Source organism: Brevundimonas sp. P7753 (genome assembly GCF_013386595.1).
Taxonomy (GTDB): domain Bacteria; phylum Pseudomonadota; class Alphaproteobacteria; order Caulobacterales; family Caulobacteraceae; genus Brevundimonas; species Brevundimonas bullata.
Genome location: NZ_JACARP010000023.1, coordinates 86,467 through 107,262, shown reverse-complemented (window position 1 = coordinate 107,262; position 20,796 = coordinate 86,467). Strand labels below are relative to the sequence as shown.

The window sequence follows — 20,796 nt, the reverse complement described above, 5'->3', positions numbered from 1 at the left end:
ATCGTCGCGCCGATCGGCGCCACCCTGGCCAGGCAACTCGGGTTCAATCCCGACCCCTTCCTGATGGCGGTGGCGGTGGGTGCGGCCTGTGATTTCCTCACCCCCATCGGACACCAGTGCAACACCCTTGTGATGGGGCCGGGCGGCTACAGGTTCTCCGACTATCCGAGATTGGGCGCGCCGCTCAGTCTGCTGGTGCTTATGGCCGGGCCGCCGCTGATCCTGCTGTTCTGGCCTCTGCACGTCTAAGGACGAGAGTGGTGGTTTTGATCAACCAACCATGGATCGTTGATCAGGCCGCATCTTCTCATAGGAGACGGCCGCGACGCGCCGAGCCAGCAGGTAGCCGGTCGGGGGCGCGCGAAAAAGGCCAGTGAATGCGGGGTCTCGCAGATTCAGTCCCCCGGCATAGGCGCCGAAGGCGGGCAGAATCAGGCGGCTTCCGTCGGAGGCAAAGCAGCGACGGCGAATGCTTCCTGCCGGGCCGCTGACGCGTGCGCAGGGGTGCAGGTGTCCCGACACCTCGCCATCGGCGGGGCCGGGAGAGGGCTCGTGGCGTAGCGATAGCCCGGCGACCTCGACCACTTGGGCGGTCTCGCCGCCCAGGTCCCCCGCACCATCGGGATCATGATTGCCGGCGACCCAGATCAGTCTGAGCCTCTCAGCCAGAGCGGCGAGGCGCGCGCGCTCATCCGAGACGATACGCGCTGATGCGCCGTGGTCATGGAGAGTGTCGCCCAGCAGGACGACGGATCGGGGGGCGAGCGTCGCGATCTCATGCTCCAGCCGGTTCAGGGTCTCGCGCGTGTCGTAGGGCGGCAGGAGCTGCCCGCGCGCGGCGTAGGCGGACCCTTTTTCGAGGTGCAGGTCGGCGACCACCAGCATGCGCTCCCCCGGCAACCAGAGGGCGCCAGACACGCGAAACACGACATCAGCCCCGGCCAGGCGGGTGGCGAAGGCGCCGTCGTCGGCGGCCTCCAGCTTGGCGACGCTCAAGACATGGCCTCGTCGATCAGAGCCGCGTCTTCCAGCATCATGTCTGCAGCCGAGGTTCCGGGCGCACGTTCCTTGCCGATTTCCATCAACAGGGGCACGGCGAAGGGTGAAACATGCCGGAGCCGCTCAACCCTGATACGGCCTGAGATGCGGGCCAGCAGTTCACCCAGACGCGCCAGGTCCAGAAGGCCGCGCGCGGCGTCCTCGCGGGCGCAGGACAAGAGAAGATGATCGGGATCGTGCCGACGCAGGGTGTCGTAGATCAGGTCGGCGGAGAACGTCACCTGTCGGCCATTCTTCTCATGCCCCGGCATGCGGCGCTCGATCAGGCCGCTGATCAGGGCGCATTCCTTGAAGGCGCGTTTCACCATGAAACTCTCGTCCAGCCAGGCTTCCAGATCGTCGCCCAGCATGTCCTGCTGGAACAGGGCGTCGAAATCGAGGCTGTCCATCGGACGCAGGGACCAGACGCACAGGGCGTAGTCGTTGGCCAGATAGCCGATCGGCCCGACCCCGGCGCGGTCCAGCCGACGCGTGACAAGCATGGCCAGCGTGGCGTGCGCCAGTCGCCCCTCGAACGGATAGCAGACCATGTAGTGGCGTTTGCCCCGACTGAAGGTCTCGACCAGAAGATCATCTTCACCCGGCAGACTGGAGTGCGCCTTTTGCGCGTACAGCCACTCGCAGACGTCGTGCGGCAGGCGGGACCATGAGGTTTCGTCGCTCATCATCCGACGAACGCGCTTGGCCAGAAAGGTGGACAGCGCGAATTTCGAACCGCCCCAGCTGGGAACCCTGGGCTCTTTTTCGGTCGAACGAGTGACGATGGCGTCGGTCCCCCTGACCCCCTCGAAGCGCCATATCTCGCCTGCAAACAGAAAGCTGTCGCCCGGGGTCAGCTGTTCGAAATACCACTCCTCGGCCTGACCGATCTTGCGACCAGACCCGTGGCGGCCAGGCAGGCGGATGTTGAGGGTCTGGGCCGTGACGATGACGCCGACATTCATCCGGTGCCGTCTTGCTGTCTCCTCATTGAGCACGCGCCAGCGGCCGTCGCGACCGCGAACGATCCGTCGGAAGCGATCATAGCTTCGGAGCGCATAGCCGCCGGTCGAGACGAAATCGACGACCTGTTCAAAGGCTTCCCAGGAAAGTCCCGCATAGGGCGCGGCGCGGCGTACCTCTTCGTACATGTCCACCAGGTCGAAGGGCTCGGAACAGGCGCAGCCCATGATGTGCTGGGCCAGGACGTCGCGCGCGCCGGTCCTGGGCGGATCGCCGTCGAGGGCGTTTTCCGCCACCGCTTCCACCGCCGCCTGGCACTCCAGCATTTCGAACCGGCTGGCGGGGACAATAACTGCGCGGGAAGCCTCGTCCAGTCTATGGTTGGCCCGTCCTATCCGCTGCACCAGTCGCGAGGCGCCCTTGGGGGCTGCAAGCTGGATGACCAGATCAACCGCCCCCCAGTCGATGCCCAGATCCAGCGTCGAGGTGCAGACCACCGCTCTCAGTTCCTGGCGCGACATCGCGGCTTCCACCTTGCGCCTTTGCTCGGCGGACAGGCTGCCGTGATGAAGGGCTATCGGCAGGTTGTCCTCATTCAGCCGCCATAGTTCCTGAAAGGCGAACTCCGCCTGCCAGCGGGTGTTGACGAAGACCAGGGTCGTCCGCGCCGTCTTGATGGTCTCATAGACCTCGGCCATGGCGTGCTGGGCGGTGTGGCCGGCCCAGGGCACGCGGTTTTCGGACAGCAGAACCTCGACCTGCGCTGGCGCGCCTGCCTGACCAAGGACGATGTCGTCGCCTTTGTCCGACAGCCAGCGCCTGACAATGGCCGGGTCGTTCACGGTCGCCGACAGGCCGACGCAGCGCAGATGGGGTGAAAAGCTTCGCAAACGGGCCAGGCCGAGCGCCAGCAGGTCGCCGCGCTTTGAGCCGTAGATGGCGTGGATCTCGTCGATCACCACGCAGCGCAGGTTCTCGAAATAGTCGCGCGCCCCTTCCCAGGCGCAAAAGAGAGCCAGTTGTTCCGGGGTGGTCAGCAGGATGTCGGGCGGGGCGATCCGCTGGCGCTGGCGGCGGGCCTGGCCGGTGTCGCTGGTCCGGGATTCGACCACGATGGGCAGGTCCATCTCGCGCACAGGTGTCAGCAGGTTGCGTTCCACATCCACGGCTAGGGCCTTGAGCGGCGAGATATAGAGCGTGTGCAGGGCCTTGGGCCCGTTGCGCGGCCCGCGCTCTGCCAGGTCGATCAGACTGGGCAGGAAACCAGCCAAGGTCTTGCCGCCGCCGGTCGGGGCGATCAGCAGCACGTCAGCGCTGGTCTGGGCCTTATCGATCATGGCCAACTGATGGGCGCGCGCGGACCAGCCGCGACTGGAGAACCAGTCACGAAAGCGGGGCGGCAGCCGGTCGGAGGCGAGGTCGCAGGTGTCCAAGCGTGAAGATCCCAGGGGCATGAAGTCGAATATAGGCACGTTCTTGTTCTGTTTCACCCCTGCATCGGATGTCGAGCCTGAGCCCGGGCCCTTTGAAGGGCTGGACGAGAGCAACCCCTCGGCCACAAGGCGCGTTCCGTCGTCCGGTCTCAAAGCGAGGCTTGGAGGGAAGGCCAAATGGCGGGATTGACCCAGAAACGTGATCTGAGAAGCGGCCGCTCCCTATGGGCCGACAGTGCTTTCCTTGGCGTGCCCGCTCGCCCCTTGAAGCAGGCGATCTCGGTCGATGTCGCTATTGTCGGCGCTGGGATCAGCGGCGCGCTGATGGCCCATGAGTTGTCACGGGATCATGAGGTGGCGGTTCTGGATCGCCGTCCGCCGATGATGGGTTCAACCGTCGCCTCGACCGCGCTCCTGCAGTGGGAGATCGACCTGCCGTTGACGGCGCTGGCCAGGAAAATCGGGCAGGCCGACGCCCGCCTGGCCTATCTGCGGTCCCGAAGGGCGGTGGACGACCTGGGGCGTATCGTGGCGGACGAGCAGATTCGATGCGGCTTTCAGGACCGCAAGGCCCTCTATCTGGCTGGCGACGCCTATGGGCGGCGAGCGCTGGAGGCGGAGGCCGAGGCGCGTGCGGCGATCGGGTTGGACAGCCGGTTCCTGACGGGCGCTGAACTGGGCGACCAGTTCGGCGTCGAGCGGACGGGGGCCATTCTGAGCGGGGGCTCGGCCAGCGCCGATCCGGCCCAACTGGCGGCCGGCTTGCTTCGGCGTGCGGCGGGACGGCGCGCGCGGATCTATTCGCCGATCAAGGTCATGCAGGCGGCGTCCGACCCGGACGGGGTCACGCTGCTGACTGACGAGGGCCCCGCTGTTCGGGCGTCGGCGGTGGTCTTTTGCTGCGGCTATGAGCGGCCGGAGGGCGTGTCTGCGCCGGATTCCGATGTGATCTCGACCTGGGCGCTGGCCTCCAAGCTTGGGACGAAGCTTCCGGCCTGGCTGCGCGAGACCATGGTCTGGGAAGGGGCAGATCCCTACCTCTACATGCGCACCAGTCGGGACGGACGGTTGATCGTCGGCGGCGAGGACGAAGCCTCGGCGACCGCGCATGCCGACCCAGCGCTGATGCGCGAGAAGCGCGACCGAATCCTGGCCAAGGTTAAGCAGCTTCTGCCCAAGGTGGAGGTGGAGATCGACTATGTCTGGGCGGGCGCCTTTGGCGAAAGTGCGACAGGACTGCCCCATATCGCGCCGGTAGAGGGTTTGGATCACGCCTGGGCGGTCATGGGGTTCGGCGGCAACGGCATCACCTATTCGGTGATCGCCAGCCAGGTGGTCGCGGCCGCATTGAGGGGCGGGAAAGATCCTGACGCCGACCTCTATCGTCGCTGAGTTCACGGCGGCGCGGGAAGCGCGGCTAGTCCAGCATCCGTTCGAGGGTGGCCAGTTCGTCGGCCTCCTTGGCCGGCTTGTCCCAGCGGATGCGGCTGATGCGAGGAAAACGCATGGCGACGCCGGACTTGTGGCGTTTGGATCGCTGGAGACCCTCGAAGGCGACCTCCAGCACCAGGCCGAACTCGCGGGTAGCGGTGACGGAGCGGACGGGGCCGAAGCGCTCCACCGTGTGATCGCGCACGAACTTGTCGAGCTGTTTCAGTTCCTCGTCGGTGAAGCCGAAGTAGGCCTTGCCGACCGGGGTCAGCACATGGATGCCGTCGGCGTCCTCGGTCCAGACGCCGAAGGTGTAGTCGGAATAGAAGCTGGACCGTTTGCCGTGGCCGCGCTGGGCGTACATCAGCACGGCGTCGATCAGGTGCGGATCGCGCTTCCACTTGAACCAGGGCCCCTTGGGGCGGCCCGCCTCATACACGCTGTCCAGCCGCTTCAGCATCAAGCCCTCGGCTGACTGCGGATCGCCGGGCGGCGGTTCGGCGCGCCGGGCGGCCAGCTCGTCCCAAGCCTCGAACGGCACCAGGGGCGACAGGTCGATGCGGTTGGACCCGACGGCGGCGACGAAGGTCTCCAACCGCGCGCGGCGCTCGGCGAAGGGCAGGGCGCGCAGGTCCTCGCCCTCGGCCGCCAGCAGGTCGTAGGCGCGTATGCCCGCCGGATGGCTGACCATCAGCTTGGCGTCCGCGGTCTTGCGGTTCAGCCGCTGTTGCAGGTCGCCGAAGGGGGCGACCCGACCCTCGCGCAGCACCAGAAGCTCGCCGTCGATGGCCCCCTCATAGTCCAATGCGGCGAGGACATCGGGAAAGGCGCCGGACACGTCCTCGCCGGTGCGACTATAGAGGCGTTTCACCCCGGCCTCGCTGACGGCCTGGACCCGGATGCCGTCCCATTTCCACTCGGCGGCGTAGGCGGCAGGGTCGAGGCGGGGCAGGTCGACGGCTTCGTCGATCGGCTGGGCCAGCATGACGGGTCGAAAGCGGCCATGGGCCATGGCCGAGGGGCGCTCGGTCTTGCCGTCCAGCCAGGCCAGGAGGTCGGCGTAGGGCGGGGTCTGAGCGTGCCAGACCTCCTGAATGTCCGCGACCTCGACGCCGCCGAAGTCCGCCGCCGCCTGCCAGGCCAGCCGCGCCGAGACGCCGACGCGCAAACCGCCCGTCACCAACTTCAGCAAGGCCCAGCGGCCGTCGGCGTCCAGGGCGTCGAGCCAGCCTTCCAGCAGGCCCTGAACCTCGCCGCGCTTGGCCGTGTTCAGAGTGTCGATGACCTCGGACAGTTCCGGCTCGCGGTTGGCGCCGTGTCGGGCCGGCCAGATCAGGGCGGCGGTCTCCGCCAGGTCGCCGACATAGTCATAAGACAGGCGGAACAGCTCGGCATCGACGCGGGCCTCGATCGCCTGACGGATCATGGCGGGCTTGGCGGCGGTGAAGGACAGGGCGCCGGTCAGGGCGGCCAGCGCCCAGCCCCGGTCGGGATCGGGCGCATCGGCCAGGTGGTCGCGGATCAGTCGCAGCTTGGCGTTGCGCGACGCCGTGAACGACAGCCGGTCCAAGAGGGCGGCGAAGGCGCGCATCAGTCGTCGTCCTCGTCTTCATAGCCAATGAGGTGCAGGGCGCGGGCCGTCAGGCCCTGTAGTTCGGCCCAGCGGCGCAGGGCGTCGTCGCGGCCGTGGGTGATCCAGATCTCCTGTGGCGACAGCTCGGTCAGGGTGGCAGTCAGTTCGTCCCAGTCGGCGTGGTCGGACAGGATCAGCGGCAGTTCGACGCCGCGTTGGCGCACCCGCGCCCGCACGCTCATCCAGCCCGAGGCGAAGGCCGTGACCGGATCGGGGAAGCGTCGGCTCCAGCGGTCGGCAATGGCGGAGGGCGGCGCGATGACGATGCGCCCGGCGAAATCGGCCTTTGATCCGGTCGCCGGGGCCAGCGGTCCCAGATCGACGCCGAAATGCTCATAGAGGCGATTGAGGCGTTCAAGCGCCCCATGCACATAGATGGTCTCGTCATAGCCCGCCTCGCGCAGCAGGCGGATCACCCGTTGCGCCTTGCCGAGTGCATAGGCCCCGACCAAATGGGCGCGTTCCGGGAATTGCTGGACCGAACGCAGCAGGCGACCGATCTCCTGCGTGTCCGGCGGATGGCGAAAGACCGGCAGGCCAAAGGTGGCCTCAGTGATGAAGACGTCGCTGGGCACGGGTTCGAAGGCGGCGCAGGTCGGGTCGCGGCGACGCTTGTAGTCGCCCGAGGCGGTGATGGTCAGTCCTGCCTGTCTCACGGTCGCCTGAGCCGAGCCTAGGACGTGCCCAGCGGGGGCCAGCGAGACCTCGACCCCGCCCACCTTCAGCCGTTCGCCATAGGTCAGAGCTTGGGTCTGACCCGCGAAGTCCGCGCCGTAACGTTCGCCCATGATGGCCAGGGTCTCAGGCGTGGCCAGAACGGCGCCGTGGCCGGCACGGGCATGGTCGGCGTGACCGTGGGTGATGACGGCCCGGTCTACCGGGCGCGGCGGGTCGATGTAGAAGTCGCCTTCCGGGCACCATAGGCCGCCAAGCGTTGGTCGCAGGACCGAGGCGAAACCGTGATCGGGCAGGGACATGCGCGTGAGGGTCGCTTTCAAAGCCAGTCGGACATCAGGGCCCGGCCCTGAACAGGGCAGGGAAACGGAGCCATGAAGGTCAGGGTTCCGCCGTCCACACCATTATACGGTCACGCTGGACCTTTCGGATCATGGAACATATCATGAACGAATGGCGCGTATCGAACTTCGACGAAAGCTCTCCATCCTGTCCGATGCGGCCAAGTATGATGCGTCGTGCGCGTCGTCCGGCGCGCCTAAGCGCAACTCCCTCGACGGCAAGGGCGTGGGCTCGACGGAGGGCATGGGCATTTGTCACGCCTATACGCCCGACGGGCGCTGCGTCAGTCTGCTGAAGATCCTGTTGACCAACTTCTGCATCTACGACTGCGTCTACTGCATCAACCGGTCATCCTCGAACGTCGAGCGGGCGCGGTTCACGGTCGAGGAGGTCGTCGATCTGACCCTGGCCTTCTACAAGCGCAACTATATCGAGGGGCTGTTCCTGTCGTCCGGCGTCGTGCGCTCGGGCGACTATACGATGGAGCAACTGGTCGAGGTCGCGCGTCGCCTACGCGAGGACCATGATTTTCGAGGCTATATCCATCTGAAGCTGATCCCGGAAGCGGACGAGCGGCTGGTGGCGCTGGCGGGGCGCTACGCCGACCGTCTGTCGGCCAATATCGAGCTGCCGCGCGACGAGGCCTTGGGGCGACTGGCGCCCGAAAAGGACGTTCGCCTGATCCGCAAGACCATGGGGCAGGTGCGGTTGAGGCTGGAAGCCGCCAAGCCGGAGAAGCGCGACCGGCATCGTCCGCAGACCTTCGCGCCGGCCGGTCAGTCGACGCAGTTGATCGTCGGCGCAGACGGGGCGCCGGACACGGAAATCCTGGACCGCAGCGCCTCTCTATATGGGGGCTATGGCCTGCGCCGCGTCTATTATTCGGCCTTCAGCCCCATTCCCGACAGTTCCAGCATTCTGCCGCTGTCGAAACCGCCGCTGATGCGGGAGCATCGGCTTTATCAGGCCGACTGGCTGATGCGCTTCTACGGCTTCAGCGCGCCTGAAATCGGCGAGGGCGCGTCGGACGGGATGCTGGATCTGGCGGTTGATCCCAAGCTGGCCTGGGCGTTGAAGCGCCGCGACATCTTCCCCACCGACGTCAATCTGGCCGCGCGCGAAGACCTGTTGCGCGTGCCGGGGCTGGGGGTGAAGGCGGTGGATCGCATCCTGTCGGTCCGGCGCTATCGTACCTTGCGACTGGAGGACGTGGCCCGGCTGACGCGGTCGATCGACAAGGTGCGGCCGTGGATCGTCGCCCTGGACTGGACGCCGGGCGGTTTGACGGATGCGGAGGACCTGCGCGCGCGGCTGGCGCCGCAGCGGGCCCCGGAACAGTTGAGCCTGTTTTGATGCGTACCATTGTCCTGGCGAGTGAGACCGATTTCACCGGATGGAAGACGGCTGTGCGCCGGTTGCGCATTGCGGGCGTTGAGCCGGCCAGCGCTCGCTTTGTCACGGCTGGATCTGTTCAGGACGGGCTTTTCGACGTTGATGGGGCGGCTGGCGCAGTCCCCGCGGACGATGCTTTCGTCGTCCCTCGGGCCTTCATGGAAACTGCGGGCGACCTGATCCTGCACCGCGCACCGGATCGGTTCGACCTGATGTATCGGCTGCTGTGGCGGCTGCGGGACGAGCCCGATCTGATGCGGGTGGTGTCCGATCCCGATGTCGCAGCGGCGGCCGAGCGGGTGAAGAACGTTCACCGCGCGGCCCACAAGATGAAGGCCTTCGTCCGTTTTCGCGAGACGAGGGATGCGGACGGCGAGCGCTGGGTGGCCTGGTTCGAGCCGGCGCATCGCGTGCTGGAGAAGACGGCGCCCTTTTTCGCACGGCGGTTCAGCACCATGCAGTGGTCTATCCTGACGCCGGATGGGACCGCCCACTGGGACGGAGACGCCCTGACCTTCGGGCCGCCGGGACGTCAGGACGAGGCGCCGCAGGAGGACGAGGTCGAGGATTTCTGGCGCACCTACTACGCTTCGACCTTCAATCCTGCGCGTTTGCGCACGCGCATGATGCAGTCGGAGATGCCGAAGCGGTATTGGAAGAACCTGCCCGAGGCTTCTCTGATCCCTGGACTGGTGGCCTCGGCGGCGACCCGCACCGAGGTCATGGTCTCCGAACCTTCGCCCCCGCCCAATGAGAAGTTCCAGCGCCTGCGCGCACCGACCGTTGATCGGAGCTCGACCGATGACCTGGTCGCTGCGGACCCGGCGGACCTGGAGCGAGGCCTGCAGAACTGCCGGCGCTGCCCTCTCTGGCGGGATGCGACCCAAGGCGTTTGCGGACAGGGACCCCGCGAGGCGCGGCTGATGATTGTCGGCGAGCAGCCGGGCGATCATGAAGACCTGGCGGGCCAGCCCTTCGTCGGGCCAGCAGGTCAGGTTCTCGACGCCGCCCTCGCCGAAGCGGGCATTGATCGCTCAGGGGTCTACCTGACCAATGCGGTCAAGCACTTCAAGCACGAGCCGCGGGGCAAGCGACGCCTGCACAAGACGCCCAACGCGGGCGAGGTCCAGGCCTGCCGCTGGTGGCTGGATCAGGAGCGCAGACTTGTTAAGCCCCGGCTGATCCTCGCATTGGGCGCGACGGCGGGCCTGGCTGTGCTGGCGCGAAAGCCATCCATCATGACGGAGCGGGGCGCGGTGATTGACACGCCGGATGGCGCGCGCGCTCTGCTTACGCTTCATCCGGCCTTTGTCTTGCGTATGCCTGATCTTGAGGAGCGTCGCCGCGCGCGCATGGCCCTTGTCGAGGATCTCAGGATGGCTCGGACAGAAGCGGGGCTGACTTGATCGGGCCAGTGATCGTCCGCCGTGTTTCAAAGGTGCAAAGCCATGCCGACGAGGACGCGAAAATCGTTCCGCGTGTTAGGTGCATAGAAATCTGGATGAGAAGCCGCCAGGGCCAACTACGAATAAGCGTGACGATGTCATGGGCTTAATGCCCCCGAGTGGCTCCGCGGGTAGAGGCCGGAAATAGATTGCCAGATTTTTTCATCTGAGCCTGTTTCGTGTCAAAAAACTTATTCACTACAATGTGTTCTGTTTTTCCAAACTGCTGCAAACCGCGTCAGGGCATTTCACCGAGTTTTTGTCTGCTGGATGGGAAGCTGGATGGGAAGGATGGTGGGTGCAAACCAAATTAGGAGCCACTAGAATCGAGGCTCCTGGATGATTTGCAGCGAGCGCGGCGATGGCTTTGAAAGTCAGCAAGCTCACGGATCGAAGTGTCCGTGGCTTCAAGAGCGAGGGCTACTATTCCGACGGAGACGGCCTCTATCTCGTCGTGGCCCGAACGGGCGGACGTAGCTGGATCTATCGCTACCGGTCGGGGGGCGCACGAAGGGACATGGGTCTCGGGTCCATGCTCGACGTGTCCCTGGCGGATGCGCGTCTCGCCCGCGACAGGGCCAAGCAGTCCATCGCTGCTGGGAGGGATCCGTTGGCGCAACAACGCCGCACCGATGCTCTTAGCCTGGAGGCGAGCCCTTCGACCGGGATGGACAGGCCGGCGGTCCGAACCGGCGTCGCGGAGCGGCCCACACTGCTGGCGTGCTGGACGGACTATGTGAAAGCCCAGGAAGGCGGCTGGCGTGGTCGCAAGACCAAGGCCGGCTGGATGCGCTCCATCGAGCGCCACGCCGCGCCGATCAAACACTGGCCGGTCGATGAGATCGACGTCGAGGCCGTTCTCTCCGTACTGACGCCGCTCTGGCTGACCAAGGCGGAGTCAGCCGGCAAGCTGCGCGAGCGCCTCGAAAGAGTGCTGGACTACGTCAGGGTTAAGAAGCTGCGCACCGGCCCGAACCCGGCTGTGTGGAAGGGGAACCTGATCCACCTCTTGCCGCCGCGCCCCAAGCTCCAGCGCGGCCACATGCCGGCCATGCCCTACGAACAGATTCCGGCCTTCATGAAGCGACTCTCGGCCAGCCAGGGCATGTCCGCCCGCGCGCTGGAGTTCACGATCTTCACCGTGGCGCGTGAGACCATGACCCTGGAGGCGGTCTGGGGCGAGATCAGAGCCGATGTCTGGGCGCTCGACCCGAGCCGCATGAAGGAACGCGCCTTTCGCCAACCGCTATCGACCGGCGCACTGGACGTTTTGAAGGCGGTTCATCCGACCCACCCGCGACCCAACCAGCTCATCTTTCCGGGACCAAAGGGCGGGCCGATGTCCAATATGGCGATGGACATGATGCTTCGGGATCTGGCGCCGGGCTTTACGCCGCACGGCATGCGCTCGACGTTTCGGGATTGGGCGGGCGACGAGACGGACTACGCCCGAGAGACCATCGAGGAGTGTCTGGCGCATGTCGTCGGCGACGAGACCGAGCGAGCCTATCGGCGGAGCGACGCCCTGCGCAAGCGGCGCCAGGTCCTGGAGGCCTGGTCCGACTACTGCCTGTCCGAAATGACGGCGGGCGTCTGTCTGCCGAGACGGGCGTCTGCTTGAGGGCTGCGGTCAGGCTAGGCTCGATTGACGCCGGTCAGCATGATCACCTCGACCTGACCCTTCGCATCCCAGACGTATTCGTAGTGCCCGCCCTGGAGGATGGGCAGGGGCAGGGCGCCCGGGCGGAAAATGCAGGCGTTCACGCCGCCTGGACGGCGCACGCTGTCATAGACGAGGCCATCGACGCCGTCCGGGTCGCCAGGCCAGCGAATATCGGCGGCGAAGGCCTGGGAGGCGCGATAGTCGTCGGGATCGTAGAGCTCCGCACGTTCCGCCTGCAGCCCGCGCAGATCCGCCAGATCCAGGTCCAGATGGACGACAAGTTCTCTCAGCTGGATGCGGTTGGGAAAGCCGCCGGCCGACAGTCGAAGCCGTCTGCCGTTGTGGTGGAGGGTCTCTTCGATCGCCGTCTCGATGTCCGTTGCGCAGTACCAGGCGCCGAGGTCGGGCCCATTGAAGCGCCCGCCGCTCTCGGAAGCGTGGAGGAAGGCGGCGTTGGCGAGCGTGGCGGTCGGCCCCGCAGCTAGGGAGCCCGGCGGCATCATCTCCAGGCGCGCCATGGCGAGGAGGCGGCCGTTGGTCATCTCCTCGAGCTGGAAGGCGACGCGGAGCTCTTCTTCGTCCTCCGCGATGTCGTCGAAAACGCCCGTGGTGGGAAAGCGGCTGTTGACCAGGCGATGGGTGCGGGAGGTGAACCGGCGCTGCGGCGGCGTGGTCAACGCACGCCCCGCCATGCGTCGAGGTAGCGTCGGACGTCGTAGAGGTCGGCGATGCCGCCGTCGGTCATCCGCTCAAGCGGCGAGCGGCCGTTGAAGGGGTGGTCGCGGTTCTCCGCCTTCAGCCATCGGATTCCGGCCTGATCCTCGACGAAGATGAGCCGCAGCCCCTTTAGTATGCCGAGGACCAGGGAGATGCGCTCGAGCTGGTCGCGGGTGAGGGTGGTGGCGTCGCCGTTGCGCCAATTGTGCTCGGTCTGGCGCGAGACGTCGCCGAGGACGGCGCGCTTCTGATCGACCGTCAGGCCCCATAGGGCTGAGGCCTTGAAGAAGAGCTTCAGGGCAGGCGCGGACATGCGCCGACGTTCCTGCGGATCGCGCAGCGGCGGGAGCGGGTCGATGGGTCTGACGGCGGCGTCCTGCATAGCCATGGACATAATGTAGAAGTCTGTACGTCATGGCGCAAGCCATGAAGGGGGCGATGGACCTCGTTCATTCCCCTGGTGTCCGCCATCCAAGATGACGCGAACAAAACCCGGAGAAAACGCCGGGGGATTGAGGGGAACATTGCAGACGCACGGTGGAGCCCCATCTCAAGCCTCAACCAGATGAACTCGTCATCGGTCAGGGCCGGGCGACGGGTGGAAAGAGACCGAATGCGCAGCCTGATCCACGACAGCTTCGGCGAACCGGCCGAACTCCTCCATCTGGCGGACCTGCCAACGCCTGAACCTGGGCCTGGCAAGGTCCGCATCCGCACGACGCTGTCGCCGATCCACAATCATGACCTTTGGACCATCCGCGGCAGCTACGGCTACAAACCGCCCTTGCCCGCCATCGGCGGCAGCGAGGCGGTCGGCGTCGTCGAGGCCGTCGGGGAGGGTGTGGACGCCGCTTTGTTGGGGCAGCGGATCGCCGTCGCGGGGGTGCACGGCAGCTGGGCCGAGTACTTCCTGGCTTCGCCGGGCGGTCTGGTTCCCGTGCCGGATGCTGTCAGCGACGAAGCGGCGGCGCAACTGATCGCCATGCCTTTCAGCGCCATCTCCCTTCTGGAGGTCCTGAGCGTGGCCGAAGGCGACTGGATCATCCAGAACGCGGCGAACGGCGCGGTCGGCAAAATCCTGGCCATGCTGGCGAAGGGGCGGGGCGTCAACACAATCAACCTAGTCCGGCGCGACGCTGGCGTGGCTGAGCTGGGGGCTCTGGGCATCGACCATGTGGTTTCCACGGCGACGCCGGACTGGAAAGACCAGGTCCGCGCCCTTCATGGAGAGGCGCCGATCAAGGCGGCGGTGGACTCCATCGGCGGAACATCGAGCGGCGATCTGGCGGACCTGCTCGGCGAAAACGGATTGCTGGTGTCGTTCGGCTCCATGACCGGCGCGGCCATGGAAATTCCCTCCGGCGCGGTGATTTTCAAGCAGCTCACGCTCAAGGGCTTCTGGGGCACCAAGGTGTCGGCGGCCATGCCGTCCGATCAGCGCCGCCGTCTTATCGGCGAGCTTCTGACACGCGCCGCCAGCGGTCAGCTCGAATTGCCGGTCGAGGCCGTATTCGGGCTCGACGAGGCGTCGCGCGCGGTGGAGGCCTCTCTCGCGCCTGGTAAGGCCGGCAAGGTGCTGTTCCGACCTTAGGGCGACCGACTGAGCGGCAGGCCTGGGCCAGCACCGCCACAAGGCGCGCGGATCGTGGCGCCGGCTGCGATCGCGGAATGGTGTTCCAGGCTGTCCCGATTGGCCTGGAACATCACTTCGGCGCGACCGGCGTCGGAGTGGCGCTTGGGCGGGGAGGGCAGGGCACATTAGGCGGAACCTTGTCGCGTCGCGGGGTTTCGTCCACTCCTCAGCTTCGGCGAGGCGCGGCCCGGCCATTCCCCGTCCATTGCCCCCCCGTTTGCGGCGGAGGCGTCGGGTCGCATTCACGTCCGGCGTCCAGTTGAGAATCGCCTGTGCGGCCTTCTCTCACGGGGCGGCGTCCCGTATGGACGACCGCTTGAATTGTGCAGGCGGGTCGTCGTGGCACGGTGACAGGAGAAGGGTCGACATGGCGAAGTATGAGCCTCTTGCTCGCTACCTGCGCCGCCAGAAGACGGCGGAAGTCGAGCTGAGCTTTCGCGATATCGAACGGATCGTGGGCGGGCTTCTGCCAAAGGCGTCGACCGACCCGAAGTGGTGGCGGGCCGAGGATGCGCCTTCAGCCCCGCCGCAGCAGCGCGCATTCGCCCAGGCGGGATACGTTCCCGAGCCGGAACTGAAAACCGAACGCGTGCGCTTCGTGCGCGCGGCGTCGCGGAGCCCTTCGGCGTCGGACGCTCGGGCGGACTGAGATCGCCCGGCGTCGGTCAGGCGGACCTGGCCGATTGGCGTAGCCTGGACTTCGGCCCGGCCCACCGCGATCACATCTGGGCCCTGGCGCACAGGGACGGCATGAACGGTGACCGATGACTTGCATATGCTGCACGAGGGGGCGCTTCAGGGGCTTGCGTTGTCATGTTGCCGACCGTGGCGGTGGGGGGGATCTGGAGGCCGGTCGATTGATCGACCTGTTGGCCGACTGGCGACCGACGAAATGGATCGTCCACGCGGTCTTCCCCTCGAGGCGCGGCCTGCTGCCCTCGGGCTCCTACACCAGCACCCTGCAGCGGGCGGCCCAGGGCATCACGCGCGAGGGCGCCGAACTGGTCGAGGGCGCAATCCGGGGCTGACGGCGACGTCGAACAAGAGGAGGGGCTCACGACGTGGCCAGAAGGTCCTGTTTCGTCTTTCCTCCCGCCTAGCGGCCGGAGATCGCCTGATCCTCGATGAAGCCGAGGCGCAACGCGCTTTTGCACGGGAGGTCGCCGCTTGCCTGGTCGATCCTCATATCCGCGCCTTGGCGAAACGCCGGGTCGTAAGGGATTGAGACGGGGCATCCGCCCGTCGGGCAGGCATCGCGCTAGGGTTTGGGCTTGGCCTTGAAGGTGTCGCCGATCACTGTGGCGTCCGGGCCGTCGGGGCCGGCCGCGCGCCGGGACTTGAGGCCGGTGCGTTTCACCGCGGCCTCGGACGTCGAACCGTCGGGGCTTCGATTCTCAGGCGCGCGTCGGGGCCTGCCGTGAAGGCGGCTGGTCCAGCTTCGACCCGGCGGCTCAGCCCTGGACGACCGACCAGATCGAACAGGAACGGGCTCGATATCGCTAGTCGCCGTAACCGCGAGAATGCTATCGAGATGATCTGATAGAGTGGTGATGCGCTTCATGAAAAAGGCCCTCCGTCGCAAGACGGAGGGCCTTTTTCATGCGGGGTCAGGGAGCAGGGGGCCGGCGTTCGTGTGCACGGGCGGTCGAATGTTCGGTAGCCTTTAGCGGCTCCCTCGAGGAGTATCCTCTTTGTAGGTCCAAGGAGGACTGCCACACGGCGCTGGTGGGGCAGGCGTCAGGCGCCGTCCTCGCCTTCCTGCTCACGCAGTTCTGAAAGCAATCGTTCCCACCTCGCGTCGCATTCGGTCTGCGCTTGTTCAAGCCAGAGGGCGATCGCGGCTTGGCGGCGAACGATGTCCTTCATCTGGCCATCCAAGTCGTCGTCAGCCGCTTCGCCCATGGCGAAGAGGGCCATCATATCCCTGACGGCCTGCAACCGACCGACGAGCGTGCCTAGGCGGAAGCTCGGATCGTTGTGGATGTTGCTTTCCTCTTCCATAACATCACCATGCCGAACCTTGGTTCGATGAGCACTTAACTAGGTTAAAATGCGCCTACTTGGCGCGTGGCTTGTCTTGGATCAGTTCCTCTCCTCAAAACCCAAGGATGACAAAAGCGGCTCAGCTTCGATCACGGTGGGGCGTAGCCGGCTAGGTGATTTTGCAACGTATTCAGCATGCTGGCCGTGAGGGTTGTCGATTGCTGCAAGTGGTGAACCACTCCAACCATGCGAGAAAATAGCAATATTGACTAGGCAACTATGACCACGCGCTTGGGGGATGCCCCCAGCCGATGGCGAGTTCAATATGGCCTCAATGTGGTGACAGCCGCATTGTCCGGTCCATCGAGGGATGTGACCGATTTTTCAAGCACAATCAATCGGAGGTTATTATGCGTAACTTTGTAATGGTGGCAGCCGCTGCCGCAGCTTTGCTCGCTATTCCTGCCGTATCTAGCGCGCAGACGAACGTGACTGTGACCACCAGCGTCACTGACTTCTGCGGCATTGGCCTGGCCAATGTGGCTGGCGGCAATGCTGCCGTCGCCAATGGCGTTCGGCAGAAAGTCACCACCCTGCGGATGTCCTGCAACTCGGCCACGGGCGCCAAGCTGACCTCCAGCGCCCAGAATGGCGACTTCAAGTCTCCGGCCGGCGTGCTGATCAACTATGACTGGGATCTGGTCGTTCAGGGCGTGCCGGCTCTCGGCTTCGCCGCCGTCGACACCTGGCCCGGCAGCCCCGCGATCGTCACCAACTCGGGCGGCTATAGCCAGGCCCTGGCTGACGGCATCTTCGCCGATCTGTTCCTGAACCTCTGCTACAACGTCCCAGGCGGCCCTGGCGCGGGCGGAACTCAAGGCGACCCGACCAACCCTGGCTCTTCGGGTTGCGCGGCTGCGCCCTCCGGCCCCGGTGCGGCTTCTGCGCCCGCCGGCACCTATACGGAAGTCTTTACCTTCGCGTTGAACCCGGCCTGACCGGAAAGGGAAGCGGGGAGCCGATGGAGCGGCTCCCCGTTTTTCTGCGCTTTAACCTGCATGGGAGGATGCAGTCATGAGATTGCAAACAGTCGCGGCAGCCGTCGCTGCCCTAGTCCTGAGTCTCGGGTCGACCGGCGACAGTCGCGCCATGGACGTGTCGCCTATGGTGGCCAAGATCACGCCGTCCGGCAGCGGATCGAGCTATCGGTTGACGGTGCGAAATGACAGCGCCGCCGCAGCGACGGTCGAGATTGAAGTCTATCGGATGCAGGTCGATGAGACCGGCGCTCGCAGTCTGACGCCCGAAGATAACGACATAGTCGTTTTCCCCGTCCAGTCGGTGATCCCGCCGAACCGCGAGCAGGTTGTCCAAGTCCGCTATCTTGGCGACGCCAGCAGTGAAGGCCGGATGTATCTGGTTCGTGCGGCGCAGTTGCCGATCAACATGCAGACGACGACCGAGAGCGGTGGAGCCGGAGCCGACATCAAGGTCGCGTTCACCATCAACACCTATGTCTTTGTCGCACCCGCGAATGCGCGAGCGGCGGTTGAAGTGACGTCGGTGTCGCGGGAAGCTAACGGCGATGTGCTCTTGTCGGCTCACAACACGGGCGCAGGTTTCGCTCATCTTCGAGAAGCCCGGTTCACGCTGACAACGTCCGACGGCAAGGTGCATGAGGTTCCGGCGGCGGATGTCGACGTCGGAGAGGTCAGCGTGATCGCCGGCGGCGCCACGCGCAGGATTCGTATCCCTGCGGCGTTAGCGGCAGGGGCAAACGGCGACGTCACTGCGTCGATCGCCCTCCTGTGAAATGGCCGCTGGACGCACGACCTGGCGGCGCCTCGGCGTTGCGGCATGCTTGGGGGGCAGTGTGGCCTCGCCCTGTCGAGCCGAGGCGTCACGCGCCTCGGACGAGGTGGTGCGAACGGCGCGCGACTATTCCGTCGAAGCGTTCGGATCTCCGACCGCAGTGATGGTTCCGGTTGAACGGGACGCCTCCAACGTCCCGTTCGCCGCCGGCGCCGCCCCGGTCAATCCCCCCATGACCGGCGCGGCGACCGGCGGACCCCAGGACGAGGCCCCCAGCGCTCGTCCGACGCCGGTATTGACGCCGATCCAGGGTCCATTGACGCTCGATGGGCTATATCTCGGCGACATCAGCGGCGAAGTGGACATGCAGGGCGAGGGCGTCATCGACGCTGTCGCCCTGATGGACCTGGTGGGCTCCAAGGTCTCTCCGGGCGTGCGAGATCGATTGAAGGCGGTCATCGCCTCGCAGCAACGCGTCAGCATGGCGGATCTGAGAGGAGAGGGGTTTTCGATTTCTTTCGATCCTCTGTCGCTGACTTTTGTCGCGGAACTGGCTGTTGATGCCCGCGCGCGTCGCGATGTCAGTTTCGCCCGTAATGAGGTGGTCGATCCAACGGCCTTCGATCAGCCCGCTCATTTTGCAGCGGGCGCCAATATCAGCATGGCCCAGTTGTATTCCCATGATGAGGGGCGCTTCGCGCCTCTGGCCGGCGGTATCGATATGTTCGCCAATATTGGCGGGTTCGATGGGGTCACTCTGACGGGGGGCGTCGACTACGACGGCAGCAGTCAGGATCAACGCTGGCGTCGCCGCGAGATACGGCTCTCCAAAGATCTGTTTCAGTCCGCCGTTCGCCTGACAGCGGGTGAGTTTGCGCCGCCGGTTGAGAGTTTTCAGGGATCTCGCCGTTTTCTGGGTCTGTCGGCTGCACGCGCCTATTCGACCATACGCCCGTTCCAGAATGTGCGACCGGCTGGCCGTCGACAGTTCATTCTGGATCGGCCTGCTCTGGTCGTGGTCGAGGTCAACGGCGTTGTCGTGGAACGTATCCGACTTGAGGCAGGTCCTTACTCGTTGTCCGACTTTCCCTTTGGTCAGGGCGCCAACACCGTTCGGCTGCTGGTCGAAGAGGATAGCGGCCAGCGCGAGATCGCGGTCTTCGATCTTTTTGGCGGGGCGGGGCTGCTGGATCCGGGCGTGATGGATTTCGGCGTATCGGCTGGCGTCCTGGAGGAGGGCGGCCAGTTGGAATACGGATCGACCCTCGCGGCGTCCGGCTTTGTCCGCAAAGGGATCACCGACGCGCTTACGCTCGGGGCCAACGCCCAGTGGGCTGACGGCCGCGGTCAGATGGGGGGGCTTGCAACGTGGGGAAGCCGCCTGGGGCTGGTGCAAGCCAGCGCCGCCGTCAGCCACAATGGCGATACGGGCGCGCAAGGCTATATTGTTGCGCTGGACTATATGCGCGAGGCGAAACTGGCGCGCGAGGTCGAGCTGCGGGTTGTCGCCTCTGCGCAGGCGACCAGCAAATTCTTCCAGACGGCCTTCGAGAACTCAGCCTTCAATCGCGAGCAGTGGCGGGCCGCCGGGCAGGCCCTCGTCCGCTACAAGGCCTATTCTCTCAGTCTTGGCGCCGCCTTCGTGAAGGGGCGTGAGCAAGAGGATCGGACCGATTTCAGTGTGTCGATTGGTCGGACGTTCCGCAAGTTCGGGGTCAATCTGGCCTGGCAGCGTGGAGCCACCAGCGACGGTGTCGAGGATACGCGCTTCGGCTTGACGCTGACCACCCGTTTTGGCGGTCGATGGAGCGGCGCTGCGCGCTACGACAGTCAGAACGAATTCCGCGAGGTGGGGATCTCACGCTCGGCCTCGGGGCGGCTGAATGATCTGAGCGGCGACATCCGCTTCTCTGAAGATCGCAATAACCAGACCCTTTCCGGCGATCTGCGCTACATCAACAACCGCTTCGACGCAGAGGTTATCTCCAACCGGCTGGTGTCCACCGTGCCAGGCGGCTCCACCCGACAGGAGTCTCTGTGGCGGCTCTCGACCCTCGTTGGTTATGCAGACGGCGCGTTCGGCATCGGTCGCGCCGCGCGTGAAGGCTTTGTTATCGCCACGCCGCATCCGACGCTCAAGAACGCGCAGGTCAGTCTGACAGACTCCAGCGGCTACCCCGTGGCCCGCAGTGGTTGGTTCGGACCGGCGCTCGCCGGTATCGACCGGGGGTATGGCGTTCGACGCTACGAGCTCGATGTCGATCCGCTTCCGCCCGGTTATGACCTCGGCAGCGGCGTGATCAGCACCTTCCCGGGATATGGCAACGGATATCGGTTCGTCGTTGGCAGCGACGCGTCGCACACGGCCAGAGGTATTCTTGTTTCGCCCGAAGGCCCCATCGCCCTGGTAGGCGGTTCGATCATGGCGACCGATGCGCCTGCAGGCGCGCCCGGCAAGCCGTTCTTCACCAACAGAGGCGGGCGCTTCGTCGCTGATGGGCTGGCGCCCGGTCGCTACCGTCTGGTTGTGCAGGGGGGAGTGCTCGGGGAGTTCGTCATCCCCGATAATGTGGAAGGAATAATCGATGTCGGTGAAATCAGAGTTTCGCGGTCGTTGCCCTGAACTGTTGGGACCA

At 65.6% G+C, this 20,796-nt stretch carries 17 protein-coding genes and 1 pseudogene; 11 read left to right on the top strand and 7 right to left on the bottom strand.

Annotated elements, in window-relative coordinates; translation table 11 throughout:
• Window positions 1-249, top strand: a pseudogene (locus HX774_RS05580) (SLC13 family permease); the annotation flags it as partial.
• Window positions 250-270: 21 nt separating this feature from the next.
• On the opposite strand, the gene pdeM reads toward HX774_RS05580, so the two are convergent.
• Together pdeM and HX774_RS05570 are read right to left on the bottom strand one after the other, a co-directional pair.
• Complete coding sequence (pdeM, locus tag HX774_RS05575; protein WP_255500119.1) at window positions 271-996, bottom strand: ligase-associated DNA damage response endonuclease PdeM; 726 nt, start codon at window positions 994-996, stop codon at window positions 271-273.
• Window positions 993-3,434, bottom strand: a complete 2,442-nt coding sequence (locus HX774_RS05570; protein ID WP_255500118.1) for a ligase-associated DNA damage response DEXH box helicase — start codon at window positions 3,432-3,434, stop codon at window positions 993-995. The genes pdeM and HX774_RS05570 overlap by 4 nt, the downstream gene beginning before the upstream one ends.
• Window positions 3,435-3,611: 177 nt before the next feature.
• Between HX774_RS05570 and HX774_RS05565 the strand changes: the two genes are divergently transcribed.
• The gene (locus HX774_RS05565; protein ID WP_178824973.1) at window positions 3,612-4,826 is read left to right on the top strand and encodes an FAD-binding oxidoreductase; all 1,215 of its coding nucleotides are present in this window, start codon (window positions 3,612-3,614) and stop codon (window positions 4,824-4,826) included.
• A gap of 25 nt (window positions 4,827-4,851) precedes the next feature.
• Here HX774_RS05565 and HX774_RS05560 read toward each other — a convergent pair whose 3' ends face one another.
• Complete coding sequence (locus HX774_RS05560; protein ID WP_178824971.1) at window positions 4,852-6,456, bottom strand: cisplatin damage response ATP-dependent DNA ligase; 1,605 nt, start codon at window positions 6,454-6,456, stop codon at window positions 4,852-4,854.
• The gene (locus tag HX774_RS05555; protein ID WP_178824969.1) at window positions 6,456-7,475 is read right to left on the bottom strand and encodes a ligase-associated DNA damage response exonuclease; all 1,020 of its coding nucleotides are present in this window, start codon (window positions 7,473-7,475) and stop codon (window positions 6,456-6,458) included. Before HX774_RS05555 ends, HX774_RS05560 begins: the two co-directional genes overlap by 1 nt.
• Window positions 7,476-7,626: 151 nt before the next feature.
• Here HX774_RS05555 and HX774_RS05550 point away from each other — a divergent pair, with 151 nt between their 5' ends.
• From HX774_RS05550 to HX774_RS05540, 3 genes are all read left to right on the top strand, one after another.
• Window positions 7,627-8,868, top strand: coding sequence for a putative DNA modification/repair radical SAM protein (locus tag HX774_RS05550; RefSeq protein ID WP_178824967.1), 1,242 nt, complete (start codon window positions 7,627-7,629; stop codon window positions 8,866-8,868).
• Window positions 8,868-10,313: a UdgX family uracil-DNA binding protein gene (locus HX774_RS05545; RefSeq protein ID WP_178824965.1), complete on the top strand. Its 1,446-nt coding sequence runs from the start codon at window positions 8,868-8,870 to the stop codon at window positions 10,311-10,313. The genes HX774_RS05550 and HX774_RS05545 overlap by 1 nt, the downstream gene beginning before the upstream one ends.
• Before the next feature lie 400 nt (window positions 10,314-10,713).
• A complete protein-coding gene (locus HX774_RS05540) occupies window positions 10,714-11,973 on the top strand; it encodes an integrase arm-type DNA-binding domain-containing protein (protein WP_178824963.1) in 1,260 nt (419 codons plus the stop codon).
• A 14-nt stretch (window positions 11,974-11,987) separates the two neighbouring features.
• On the opposite strand, the gene HX774_RS05535 is transcribed toward HX774_RS05540, so the two are convergent.
• Together HX774_RS05535 and HX774_RS05530 are read right to left on the bottom strand one after the other, a co-directional pair.
• Window positions 11,988-12,692: an RES family NAD+ phosphorylase gene (locus tag HX774_RS05535; protein WP_178824961.1), complete on the bottom strand. Its 705-nt coding sequence runs from the start codon at window positions 12,690-12,692 to the stop codon at window positions 11,988-11,990.
• Window positions 12,689-13,045 carry an MbcA/ParS/Xre antitoxin family protein gene (locus HX774_RS05530; RefSeq protein WP_178824959.1) on the bottom strand — a complete coding sequence of 119 codons (357 nt, stop codon included), beginning with the start codon at window positions 13,043-13,045 and terminating at the stop codon, window positions 12,689-12,691. Before HX774_RS05530 ends, HX774_RS05535 begins: the two co-directional genes overlap by 4 nt.
• Window positions 13,046-13,192: 147 nt before the next feature.
• Between HX774_RS05530 and HX774_RS05525 the strand changes: the two genes are divergently transcribed.
• The 3 genes from HX774_RS05525 to HX774_RS20000 all read left to right on the top strand — a co-directional run bounded on the left by HX774_RS05525 (window position 13,193) and on the right by HX774_RS20000 (window position 15,393).
• On the top strand, window positions 13,193-14,323 hold the full coding sequence (locus tag HX774_RS05525; protein WP_218650286.1) for a zinc-binding dehydrogenase: 1,131 nt from the start codon (window positions 13,193-13,195) through the stop codon (window positions 14,321-14,323).
• 409 nt (window positions 14,324-14,732) lie between these two features.
• On the top strand, window positions 14,733-15,014 hold the full coding sequence (locus tag HX774_RS05520; RefSeq protein WP_114817416.1) for a toxin-antitoxin system, antitoxin component: 282 nt from the start codon (window positions 14,733-14,735) through the stop codon (window positions 15,012-15,014).
• 208 nt (window positions 15,015-15,222) lie between these two features.
• The gene (locus HX774_RS20000) at window positions 15,223-15,393 is read left to right on the top strand and encodes a hypothetical protein (protein WP_255500115.1); all 171 of its coding nucleotides are present in this window, start codon (window positions 15,223-15,225) and stop codon (window positions 15,391-15,393) included.
• Window positions 15,394-16,102: 709 nt separating this feature from the next.
• On the opposite strand, the gene HX774_RS05510 is transcribed toward HX774_RS20000, so the two are convergent.
• On the bottom strand, window positions 16,103-16,366 hold the full coding sequence (locus HX774_RS05510) for a hypothetical protein (protein ID WP_178824957.1): 264 nt from the start codon (window positions 16,364-16,366) through the stop codon (window positions 16,103-16,105).
• A 476-nt stretch (window positions 16,367-16,842) separates the two neighbouring features.
• Between HX774_RS05510 and HX774_RS05505 the strand changes: the two genes are divergently transcribed.
• The 3 genes from HX774_RS05505 to HX774_RS05495 all read left to right on the top strand — a co-directional run bounded on the left by HX774_RS05505 (window position 16,843) and on the right by HX774_RS05495 (window position 20,783).
• Entirely contained in the window at window positions 16,843-17,346 is a 504-nt protein-coding gene (locus tag HX774_RS05505) for a hypothetical protein (RefSeq protein ID WP_178824955.1), read from the top strand.
• Between the two features lie 166 nt (window positions 17,347-17,512).
• Window positions 17,513-18,160, top strand: coding sequence for a fimbria/pilus periplasmic chaperone (locus HX774_RS05500; protein ID WP_162790634.1), 648 nt, complete (start codon window positions 17,513-17,515; stop codon window positions 18,158-18,160).
• 61 nt (window positions 18,161-18,221) lie between these two features.
• Window positions 18,222-20,783: a fimbria/pilus outer membrane usher protein gene (locus tag HX774_RS05495; RefSeq protein ID WP_178824953.1), complete on the top strand. Its 2,562-nt coding sequence runs from the start codon at window positions 18,222-18,224 to the stop codon at window positions 20,781-20,783.
• Window positions 20,784-20,796: the final 13 nt, after the last annotated feature.

Bases quoted from the DNA above. Each gene is read 5' to 3' on its own strand.
- HX774_RS05565 (WP_178824973.1), top strand. From the start codon at position 3,612: ATGGCGGGATTGACCCAGAAACGTGATCTGAGAAGCGGCCGCTCCCTA.
- HX774_RS05560 (WP_178824971.1), bottom strand. From the start codon at position 6,456: ATGCGCGCCTTCGCCGCCCTCTTGGACCGGCTGTCGTTCACGGCGTCG.
- HX774_RS05555 (WP_178824969.1), bottom strand. From the start codon at position 7,475: ATGTCCCTGCCCGATCACGGTTTCGCCTCGGTCCTGCGACCAACGCTT.
- HX774_RS05550 (WP_178824967.1), top strand. From the start codon at position 7,627: ATGGCGCGTATCGAACTTCGACGAAAGCTCTCCATCCTGTCCGATGCG.
- HX774_RS05545 (WP_178824965.1), top strand. From the start codon at position 8,868: ATGCGTACCATTGTCCTGGCGAGTGAGACCGATTTCACCGGATGGAAG.
- HX774_RS05540 (WP_178824963.1), top strand. From the start codon at position 10,714: ATGGCTTTGAAAGTCAGCAAGCTCACGGATCGAAGTGTCCGTGGCTTC.
- HX774_RS05530 (WP_178824959.1), bottom strand. From the start codon at position 13,045: ATGTCCGCGCCTGCCCTGAAGCTCTTCTTCAAGGCCTCAGCCCTATGG.
- HX774_RS05520 (WP_114817416.1), top strand. From the start codon at position 14,733: ATGGCGAAGTATGAGCCTCTTGCTCGCTACCTGCGCCGCCAGAAGACG.
- HX774_RS05510 (WP_178824957.1), bottom strand. From the start codon at position 16,366: ATGGAAGAGGAAAGCAACATCCACAACGATCCGAGCTTCCGCCTAGGC.
- HX774_RS05500 (WP_162790634.1), top strand. From the start codon at position 17,513: ATGGTGGCCAAGATCACGCCGTCCGGCAGCGGATCGAGCTATCGGTTG.